Genomic DNA, 8,874 nt, shown 5'->3' with positions numbered 1-8,874 from the left:
ACGCGCCCGCACGACACCGGCGCTGCTGACGCTTTCGACCGTGCCGACGGTCGTTTCACGCTGCAGCTCGACCTCGGGCGTAAAGACCTCGCCGATCGGATACGGCCAGTTGTAGTTCAGTCCCGGAGGCGTCTGATTCTCGACCTCGCCAAGAACAAGCTCGACACCGACCTCGCTTTGTTCAACCACATAGAAACCGGTGGCAAGCCAGCCGATTGCGACCACGGCCGCGACAATCAGGACACCGGCGGCGCCAAGGCGTCCTCCGCCACCGCCCGGCAGTACGGTTTTCATCCGGTCCTGGGTGCGTTTCAGGAGCTCTTCAAGATCCGGCGGCGTGCCGCCGCCTCCCCGATTGGGTCCGCTGCCCCAGGGGCCGCCGCTGTTACCGCCGCCGCCGCCCCATGGGCCGCCGTTGTTTCCGCCACCTTTCCAGGGGCCGCCGCCGCCTGGCTGATTGCTCCAAGGCATCCAAACTTCCTTCTTTCAAATCCGGCACGCGCTGCCGGACAAGGGTTTTTATTGTTTCACCCGTTCTGACTCACCGTAGGTTATAGGGAGGTTACCGGATGCTTTCAACGCAAAGACGACCGCAAAACGCTTGAAAAATCCACGTGTTTTCCCGTGCCGCAGGTGGGTAAGGCACCTGAAGGTGTCAAGGGCACTTCGTGCCGTTTCGGCGTCTGAGGGTTAACGAAGCCGGTCAGCCGGACCGGATCATGTCGATATGCGGAATGCCGTCCTCGATATAAACTTCGGAGACGGTCTCAAATCCGAGGGATCCGTAGAAGTTTTCCAGATAAGCCTGCGCCGATACATGGATCCGGCATCCGGGAACCTGCCGCCGCGCTTCGTCGATACCGGCCTCCATCATGAGGCGGCCGAGGCCACCACCGCGCCCCTCCTGCGCGATAACGACGCGGCCGATGCGCGCTTCCCCGTTTTTCAGGTCGGCGAACAACCGGATTGCCCCGACGAGCTCCCCTGTATGGCAGTTCCTGATCATCAGGTGAAGGGCTTCGGGGTCCTTGCCGTCGATATCTGCGTAAAGGGAATTCTGTTCCAGAATGAAGATATTCTGGCGAAGCCGCAGGAGATCGTGGACGTCATGATTGCTCAGCTGGTCGAACCTCAACCAGTTTGCCGTCAGATTTTCAGGCAGATTATCGATGCGGGTCATACAAGTCACTCGGTAAGGGTCAGGTCTTGCGCCGGTAGGTCACGAAGGTGAAGTTCGCGCTGTCCTTCTCCGAACGCACTCCCCGTTCCCGGTTGGTCTCCACCCACAAAGCCCGATCGATATCCGGAAAAACCGTGTCACCTTCAGGTTCGGCATCCACTTCGGTGATTTCCAGGCGGTCGGCCAGCCCGATCGCCTGGGCATAGATCTGACCGCCCCCCATGACAACGATCTCGTCGGTCCCGAGCTCCATGGCCAGGTCCCGGGCCCGGTCCAATGCCGCTTCCAGCGAAGCCGCGGTTTCGGCGCCATCAGGCGCATAGTCCGGATCGCGGGAGATGATGACATGGGGCCGCCCCGGCAAGGGCTTGCCGCCAAAGGAAAGGAAGGTCTTGCGCCCCATGACGACAGGTTTCCCGAGCGTGATCTTCTTGAAGCGCTTCAGGTCCGTGGGCAGCCTCCAGGGCATGTCATTGTCAGCCCCGATGATCCCGTTCCTGGGAACGGCGGCAATGAGGACAATTTCAGGCACGGCACCTCCCCGAATCCGGTTTTCAATCTGCTTCAAGCCTCCTAGCATGGATTTCAGGGCGGATGAAAACCGGCTGAAAAATTTTGACCGGGTGTCGGGTTGCGCAGGTCCGGCACGTTCTTGAAGAAAAGGCCTATTCACCAGGAGAATTTCCAAGATGTCCGACTTGATGGAAACCGTCTTGATCGAGCGCATCCGGGGCTTGATCCCGGAGAAAAACGTCGAACAGAAACGCATGTTCGGCGGCACCTGTTTCATGGTCAACGGCAACATGCTGACCTGCGTATCGAAACGCGGGCTGATGGCCCGGGTCGGCAAGGAACAGGAGGCGGAGGCTCTCGCCAGGCCCCATGCGTCGCCTTGTGAACCTGCAGGGCGGCCGATGCCGGGCTTCATTCGCGTCGAACATGAAGGCATCCAGTCCGACGACGACCTGAAGAGCTGGGTGGATCTGGCGCGCAACTATGTCTGCGCCCTGCCGCCCAATGCCGCCAAGAAGAAAACGCCCAGTGCGCGGAAGCCGGGACGATGACCGTTGTGAGCTTCCAGCCGGAAACCTTCGCTTTCTTGAAAGCGCTGGCAGGCAACAACACCAAAGACTGGTTCGAGGCCAACAAGGCCGGCTACCAGCGTTTCATCAAAAAACCTGCCGACGCTTTCCGCCCGGCCCTTGAAACGGCACTGCGGGATCTGACGGGCCGTGACATCGTCTCCAAGCAATTCCGCATCAACCGGGACCTGCGTTTTTCAAAGGACAAGACCCCCTACAACACCCATCTCCGCATGGCCTTCTGGCCGGAAGGTGGCCGCTTCGAAGGCAAGGAGGCTCAGCCGCCTTCGTTTTTCCTCTCCATCGAGGCAGACCATATTCGCATCGGAACGGGGTGCCTTGTGTTTTCCAAGCCCGTGCTCGGCGCCTTCTTGCGCGAACTTGAAACAGGTGGCGGGGACGTTCTTGCCGGTCTTCTCAACGGCCTGAAAGCGCAAGACTTCGAGGTATCCGCGCCGGATCTCGCCCGGGCTCCCCGAGGTTTCCCGAAGGACCATCCCCATGCCGGCATGGCCCGGCACAAGGGGCTGGCCGTCTGGAAGTCCGTGGAGGACACCGGCCTTGTTCAGGGCGAGGATGGTGCCAACGCACTTCTGGACATCTGGGCCGTCACCCTTCCGTTCTGGAAATGGCAGACCGGGCTTCTGGATAAAGCCGGCACGTGATCACCATAAGCGCTCAACCGGCTTTTTCCAGACTTGCCAGAATGACATCGTTCCAGACCCGCTCTGAAGATATCCGGGACGACCGGTCGTCGTATTTTCCGGCAAATATGACGGTTGCGATATCTGCCCGGGGACAAAGCCAAAGCCGCTGGCCGCCATTGCCGAACCCTCCGAACCATTCGGCGGCTCCACCAAGGGCGGGAACCTGTGACCGGCCGCAGAGCCAGTAATAGCCATAGTCCGGCCCTTCGCTGGTTGCGATCACCGGGCGGAGGGATGCCAGAAGCCAGGCCTCCGGAACGACCTGGTGGCCATGCCAGAGACCATTGTCCAGAACCATCCGGCCGATCTTGAGGAGGTCCGGCGCCGTTAACCGCAGGCCGGAAGCCGTCGAGGGCGCGCCGTCCCTGCCGGCGGTCCACTCAAACCGGGAAATTCCAAGCGGGCCGAAGAGCGCTTCCCTTGCAAAATCCGGCAGGCTCCGGCCAGTTCCCCTTTGCAGGATCTCGCCGATCAGGGTCGTCGCCCCGGCGCTGTAGATCCAGCGCGTTCCGGGCTCTTCCACGAGCGGGCGTTCCAGTATGTAGCGGAAACGGTCCGGTGCCAGTTCCATGAGGACCTCGCCGTTTAGCGGATCCGAGTAGGGCCGGTCTTCATCCCATTCCATGCCAAGGGTCATGGTGAGCGCATGCTCCACAGTCCGAAGCTTGCGCTCCGGATCGGACGCCAGTGCCTCGTATTCGGGGAAAAGATCCAGGAGCGGCGTATCGAGCCGGGGAACCAATTCCCGCTGCAAAGCGATGCCGTAAAGCAGACTGACAATCGATTTCGTGATGGAACGAAGGTCATGAAGCGTTCCTGCGTCGAAATGCACCTCGCCGATCGGGCGTCCCAGACACTCGTCGGGACCGGTCCCATAACTTTCAAGCACGATCTCGCCGTGCCTTTCGGCGAGAACCGCATGAAGGTCCGTAAGCTGTCCCTTGTCCACTCCGGCACAGAGCTTTCGTCCGATCATCGGATCGAACCCGAGCGTTTCCGCCTGCAAGGCATGGGGAGACAGCGACAGACCTGTTACCGGAAGCGGCATGGGAATTTCTCCGGACCGTGAAAGGAATTCCGTATTCTCGCCTTTTCTGATTGAAATGCGAACCCTTTCCTTGCCAGGAACAACACAGGCGGGCGCCTTCCGATCCAATCCGCCAGCATGGCCTTCACCTGTGCGAGACGGCGCAGCCGGAAATCGGCGCAACGTCAAATGCTCCGGTGTTGCTGCCGGCGCGGAAAAGGCAGATGCGCGGCGTAAAACCTCAAACTGCGATCGGTGCCGAAATATGCGGATGCGGATCGTAGTTCACCAGTTCGAAATCTTCGTATTTGAAGGCGAACAGGTCCGTCACGTCCGGATTGATCTTCATTTGCGGCCAGGCACGTGGCGTTCGCTTAAGCTGTTCCCGTGCCTGGTCGAAATGGTTGGAATACAAGTGCGCGTCGCCGAAGGTGTGCACGAAATCACCGGGTTTCAGGCCCGTCACCTGTGCCACCATCATGGTCAGCAACGCATAAGAGGCGATGTTGAAGGGAACGCCGAGGAAAACGTCCGCCGAGCGCTGATAGAGCTGGCAGGACAGCCTGCCCTCGGCGACATAGAACTGGAACATGGAATGGCACGGCGGCAGCGCCATTTCGTCGACCAGCGCCGGGTTCCAGGCAGACACGATCAGCCGCCGGCTTTCCGGGTTGGTGCGGATCATGGTGAGCAGGTTCGCTATCTGGTCGATGGAGCGCCCGTCAGGCGCCGGCCAGGACCGCCACTGGTAACCGTAGACCGGGCCAAGCTCGCCGTTCTCGTCCGCCCAGTCGTCCCAGATTTTGACGCCATTTTCCTTGAGGTAGCGGATGTTCGTATCGCCAGCCAGGAACCAGAGCAATTCGTAAATGATCGACCGCAAGTGCAGTTTCTTGGTCGTGACCAGAGGAAAACCCTTCGACAGGTCGAAGCGCATCTGGTGTCCGAAGATGGACCTTGTGCCGGTGCCGGTCCGGTCACCCCGGTCAACGCCTTCCTCCAGGATCTTTTCCAGAAGATCGAGATACTGCTGCACGGCCTGCCCCTTCAAGGTCGGGAAATCTAGTGAATGAAGTTAACTTGGCAGATTTTCCGCAAAACGCAGCCCCCACGACGATTTTTCCCCAGTCGAGGCTGGCGTTGTGGATGCACTTCCTTGAGCGCGCTCAGGACTCCCGACGCATGAATAATACGCCGCGCTCGTTCCTGACAATGGACCAACTTGCCGAAGGCCTTTCCAGGGTGGCACGAAATTCCCGCAGGTTGGGCGTTTCGTCCGCGATCAGGAGAAAGCCGCCGGGCACCAGATGCGCGACCACTCTCTCAAGGACGAATTGCCGGTCTTCGCGCTCAAGCATGTGCAACGTGCGGTCGATCAGCAAAACGTCGAATGTGCCGGATGGCTCGAAGGTTACGACATCGGCGACGTGCCCCACTAAGTCGAGCTGGTCCCGGGCCGCGGCTTTCAGAAGATCGGCTATTCCGGCAGAGGAAATGTCGACCCCGACCACGGAGTGTCCCAGCCGTGCAATGAACAGGGCATCTCTGCCCTGCCCGCACCCTACATCGAGCACACGCGCAGCCGGCTTGTCGAAGGTACTGAAGAAATTGCAGAAAGCCTTCGTCGGCGCACCAAGTGCATTCGGCGTTCTCCGGTAGAGCGCATCGTAGTCGCAAGCCATCGGAACACCTCAGCTTTCCTCTCTTCCGGCGCTGTCCGGAAATGCGTTTTGGAGAAACTCGGCTTTCATCAAGTGGGCCTTCATGGCCGGCAGACCAATCGCCTTGAGCGACAGAACCGCTGCGTAAATCAGCGTTGCGGTTGCAAGAGCATCAAGACCCCATGCAACGGCAGCACCGGGAATCCAAAGAAGGTCCGGAAGTGTACTCAGGGCTGGAATTGTCCAGAACCCGGTCACGGCATGAAGGACGAGTGCGATCCAGAAGCCTGCGCAGTAGGGACAGCGCCATTGTTCGTAGAGTGTCTGCAGCGGTTTGGGCAGGTATGTCAGCCCGGTATTGAACCACGATCCCCATTCAGGGAGTTTTTCCCAGAAGAGGATGTGAATGGCGACTCCCAACAAGGTCGGTTCAAAGGTCATTTGTTCTCGCGATCTTTTTGTTAGTTAGTTTAACTTACTTATTCATCCAAACTCGGAACGGCGTGTCTTTCAGACATTGACCAAAAGGCGTGCCACCGTACTTTTCTCGGCATCATCAAGTTCTGCCAGCACGGCCTTCACGACGGTGTCATAGATGGTCTTGCCGTCGGCAAGATGCGCCTCACCTTCCGCTGTCAGAAGAATGTGCTGCGCCCGGGCATCGAATTGGCAGGGAACGCGGCGAACCCAGCCCCGCTCTTCCAGCTTGACCACCATCACACTGGCGGACGCTTTCCGCACACCCATTTCCTCAACCACGTCCTGCAAGTGTTGTCCGTGGTCGTTCTTGTCCGTCTTCCGGCATTCCTGGTCCTTGATTGCTCTCAGGTACTCGAATTCGCTATAGGAAAGCCCCAGCTCCGGCCCCAGCGCGTTCCAGCGCCGGTGGGCAAGCCGGTGAATCAGTTCGATCAATTCGGAAAGTTGCACTGCCAGACTCCGGATCGTTAGTCTTCCTAACTAATTACGCATCCCGACATTGTCAATACCAATGCGTTGAGAACAGCAACGCCCCGTTTCTGAGCCGGTTTCCGCGCATAAGCTGTTTTTGAAGCTTTTTCCCGCATCCACAAGATTTGGTTGGCACCGAGGTACTTCCATTTCACTGCCGGAGCGCCTATATCAGGCGTGCTGGTTTACCAGCTATGGCAATAAATGGTCAGTGCAATAAACCTATCGGACCCGGGGGCGGTACCCGGCGCCTCCACCCAAGCTCATGAGACCAACTTTGGAAATCTCGTGGGTTTCGGCGGGGGCGAAACAGGATCGACGAGGGCGTAAAGACTGTGCTTTTGCTCGGCATTGTACCACCGTTATCGGGCTGTTCTAATAGTTGCAAACGACAACTATGCTATGGACAACGCTGTCGCAGCGTAACGCTGCGCCGGTAGTCCACTAAGTCCCGTTGGTTAGCACCTTCAGGCGGGGTCCGGAGGCACCTGGCAACAGAAGCCTCCACTTCCCTTGTCCCGTGTTTTCCTTCCCTCTCCGGTACACTTGCCGGCCAGAGTGCTGTAACTTGGGTGCAAGGGGACCATTAATCCGGGGTCACTTGGAAAAGAGCCTTTTCTTTTTGAGCCCGGACCGTCAATGTGCTCCTGAGCAACGAAATTCCCATCGAGATTCGACGAAAGCCGATGTCTGAAGACCTTCTGCGATACGACATTCTGATTCAGGACGCGCTGCGCGGCGCGGTGAAGAAAATTCTTGCCGAAGTCGGACGCACTGGCCTGCCCGGGGACCATCATTTCTATATTGCGTTCGACACCAACGCGCCGGGGGTCCGGATTTCCCAGCGCCTGAAAGAACGCTATCCGCAGGAAATGACGATCGTCCTGCAGCACCAGTTCTGGGATCTGGCCATCGGAGAGCATGCCTTCGAGGTCGGACTTTCCTTCGGCGGCGTTCCGGAAAAGCTGCTGGTTCCTTTTTCGGCCATCAAAGGCTTCTTCGACCCGTCCGTGCAGTTTGCCCTGGAGTTCGATCCGGGCAAGACTGCTGAAGAACTTCCCGAGGAGCTTCTGGAGGCTGTCGAGGAACTCGCCAGGGCAGAGCAGGAAATGGCCGGTGCCGACACGCCGGTCGGCGCGGATCAGGATACGGACGGCGCGGAAGTCAGTCCGGCAGCCGCCAAGGCCGCCCCCTCCGCGGAGGCTTCCGGCAATGACGGCGGCGGCGAAGTCGTTTCGCTGGATGCCTTCCGCAAGAAAACCTGACCACCGAGGCCTTCCATGAGCGCGGAGATCATCAATCTGCGCATGGCGCGCAAGAAGAAGCAGCGGCAGGACAAGGACAGGTCGGCTGAGAACAACCGCCGCAAATTCGGCCGCAGCAAGGCCGAACGCGAGGCCGCGCGCCGCAGGCGGGAAGAACTGGAAAGCCACGTCGACGCCCATCTCCTGCAGAAGCCCGGATTAGCTGACGATGACGGTTCTTCGGGCAACGACGGTTCGGCCTGACCCGACATGCCCCTGATCAAACGCTCCCTCACTCTGCACGGCCACCGGACCAGCCTGGCTCTGGAACCTGATTTCTGGGAGGTCGTGGATGCTTACACAGAGCAGAAGCGGCAGTCTCTCGCCGGCCTGATTGCCGAAATCGACGACAATCGAGATCCGGACGACCCGCTGTCTTCCGCCGTTCGAGTGTGGGCGCTCCAGCAGGCCAAGGCCCGCATGGCCTGAACCAGCACGCTTATTGCGGGACTCCCGGCAGCACCATCGGCCCGCCGGAATCGCGTGAAAGAAGATCCTCGATCGAAATGGGCGGATCCAGCGGCGGCAGATTCCCGGACGGCTCTGGCTGAGCGCCGGAAGACGGCTCCGGTCCGGTTTCCGGAGTTCCGAGAATGTCGCGTATACGATCCGCGAAGGGCCTTTGGCTGATCGTCTTTTCCACACGCAAATGCCGCACGGGCGCAACGCCACCTGCCGGTGAGACCGCTGCACTGTCCGGAGCAGACGGCGTTTGGTTCTGTGACGGGACCTCGCGTTCCTGGGAAGGAAAAGGACTTGTCACGTTCGGGAGTGAGCTTTTCCGGTCCGGCAACGGCCCATCCGGAGGAGACAACGACGTTTCCTGCCGTTCCGGTCGGGGGGGTGCTTGCGGTTCAGGTTCAGGCGCAGGTTCTGGCACAGGTTCAGGCAAGGCAGCCTGATCGTCCTGCGGCTCAGGCTCCTCAAGCTTGCGCAGGCGTTCTTCCTCCGCCGCAGCGGAA

The 8,874-nt window shown here is 59.6% G+C and carries 14 protein-coding genes and 1 other RNA gene; 7 read left to right on the top strand and 8 right to left on the bottom strand.

Annotation, left to right across the window (positions count from 1 at the left end):
• From ACQY7U_RS11740 to ACQY7U_RS11730, 3 genes are all read right to left on the bottom strand, one after another.
• Window positions 1-471 (bottom strand): protease modulator HflK N-terminal domain-containing protein (locus tag ACQY7U_RS11740; RefSeq protein WP_428644644.1); only part of this gene is annotated, 471 nt, incomplete at its 3' end.
• Window positions 472-703: 232 nt separating this feature from the next.
• Window positions 704-1,180, bottom strand: a complete 477-nt coding sequence (locus tag ACQY7U_RS11735) for a GNAT family N-acetyltransferase (RefSeq protein ID WP_428644643.1) — start codon at window positions 1,178-1,180, stop codon at window positions 704-706.
• 19 nt (window positions 1,181-1,199) lie between these two features.
• On the bottom strand, window positions 1,200-1,760 hold the full coding sequence (locus ACQY7U_RS11730; protein WP_428644641.1) for a dihydrofolate reductase: 561 nt from the start codon (window positions 1,758-1,760) through the stop codon (window positions 1,200-1,202).
• Between the two features lie 109 nt (window positions 1,761-1,869).
• Here ACQY7U_RS11730 and ACQY7U_RS11725 point away from each other — a divergent pair, with 109 nt between their 5' ends.
• Window positions 1,870-2,244, top strand: a complete 375-nt coding sequence (locus tag ACQY7U_RS11725) for a TfoX/Sxy family protein (protein ID WP_428644639.1) — start codon at window positions 1,870-1,872, stop codon at window positions 2,242-2,244.
• Window positions 2,241-2,927 carry a DUF2461 domain-containing protein gene (locus ACQY7U_RS11720; RefSeq protein WP_428644638.1) on the top strand — a complete coding sequence of 229 codons (687 nt, stop codon included), beginning with the start codon at window positions 2,241-2,243 and terminating at the stop codon, window positions 2,925-2,927. Before ACQY7U_RS11725 ends, ACQY7U_RS11720 begins: the two co-directional genes overlap by 4 nt.
• Window positions 2,928-2,940: 13 nt before the next feature.
• On the opposite strand, the gene ACQY7U_RS11715 is transcribed toward ACQY7U_RS11720, so the two are convergent.
• The 5 genes from ACQY7U_RS11715 to ACQY7U_RS11695 all read right to left on the bottom strand — a co-directional run bounded on the left by ACQY7U_RS11715 (window position 2,941) and on the right by ACQY7U_RS11695 (window position 6,587).
• On the bottom strand, window positions 2,941-4,017 hold the full coding sequence (locus ACQY7U_RS11715) for a serine hydrolase domain-containing protein (protein WP_428644637.1): 1,077 nt from the start codon (window positions 4,015-4,017) through the stop codon (window positions 2,941-2,943).
• A 220-nt stretch (window positions 4,018-4,237) separates the two neighbouring features.
• Entirely contained in the window at window positions 4,238-5,032 is a 795-nt protein-coding gene (locus tag ACQY7U_RS11710) for a thymidylate synthase (protein WP_428644636.1), read from the bottom strand.
• 130 nt (window positions 5,033-5,162) lie between these two features.
• Window positions 5,163-5,678, bottom strand: coding sequence for a class I SAM-dependent methyltransferase (locus tag ACQY7U_RS11705; RefSeq protein ID WP_428644634.1), 516 nt, complete (start codon window positions 5,676-5,678; stop codon window positions 5,163-5,165).
• A 9-nt stretch (window positions 5,679-5,687) separates the two neighbouring features.
• Window positions 5,688-6,098 carry a hypothetical protein gene (locus ACQY7U_RS11700; protein WP_428644633.1) on the bottom strand — a complete coding sequence of 137 codons (411 nt, stop codon included), beginning with the start codon at window positions 6,096-6,098 and terminating at the stop codon, window positions 5,688-5,690.
• 69 nt (window positions 6,099-6,167) lie between these two features.
• Window positions 6,168-6,587: a MarR family winged helix-turn-helix transcriptional regulator gene (locus tag ACQY7U_RS11695; RefSeq protein WP_428644631.1), complete on the bottom strand. Its 420-nt coding sequence runs from the start codon at window positions 6,585-6,587 to the stop codon at window positions 6,168-6,170.
• A gap of 161 nt (window positions 6,588-6,748) precedes the next feature.
• Here ACQY7U_RS11695 and ssrA point away from each other — a divergent pair.
• From ssrA to ACQY7U_RS11670, 5 genes are all read left to right on the top strand, one after another.
• Window positions 6,749-7,117: a transfer-messenger RNA gene (ssrA, locus tag ACQY7U_RS11690) on the top strand.
• A gap of 177 nt (window positions 7,118-7,294) precedes the next feature.
• On the top strand, window positions 7,295-7,873 hold the full coding sequence (locus ACQY7U_RS11685) for an SspB family protein (protein ID WP_428644629.1): 579 nt from the start codon (window positions 7,295-7,297) through the stop codon (window positions 7,871-7,873).
• Between the two features lie 15 nt (window positions 7,874-7,888).
• Entirely contained in the window at window positions 7,889-8,116 is a 228-nt protein-coding gene (locus ACQY7U_RS11680; RefSeq protein WP_428644627.1) for a DUF4169 family protein, read from the top strand.
• A 6-nt stretch (window positions 8,117-8,122) separates the two neighbouring features.
• Window positions 8,123-8,341, top strand: coding sequence for a ribbon-helix-helix domain-containing protein (locus ACQY7U_RS11675; protein ID WP_428644626.1), 219 nt, complete (start codon window positions 8,123-8,125; stop codon window positions 8,339-8,341).
• A gap of 327 nt (window positions 8,342-8,668) precedes the next feature.
• Window positions 8,669-8,874: hypothetical protein (locus tag ACQY7U_RS11670; protein ID WP_428644624.1), on the top strand; the 206-nt coding region annotated here is incomplete at its 3' end.

The sequence above is a fragment of the Roseibium sp. genome, from assembly GCF_050301095.1.
Lineage (GTDB): Bacteria > Pseudomonadota > Alphaproteobacteria > Rhizobiales > Stappiaceae > Roseibium.
Note: the sequence above shows the minus strand (reverse complement) of the source record. Positions and strands in the feature narration are given on the sequence as shown.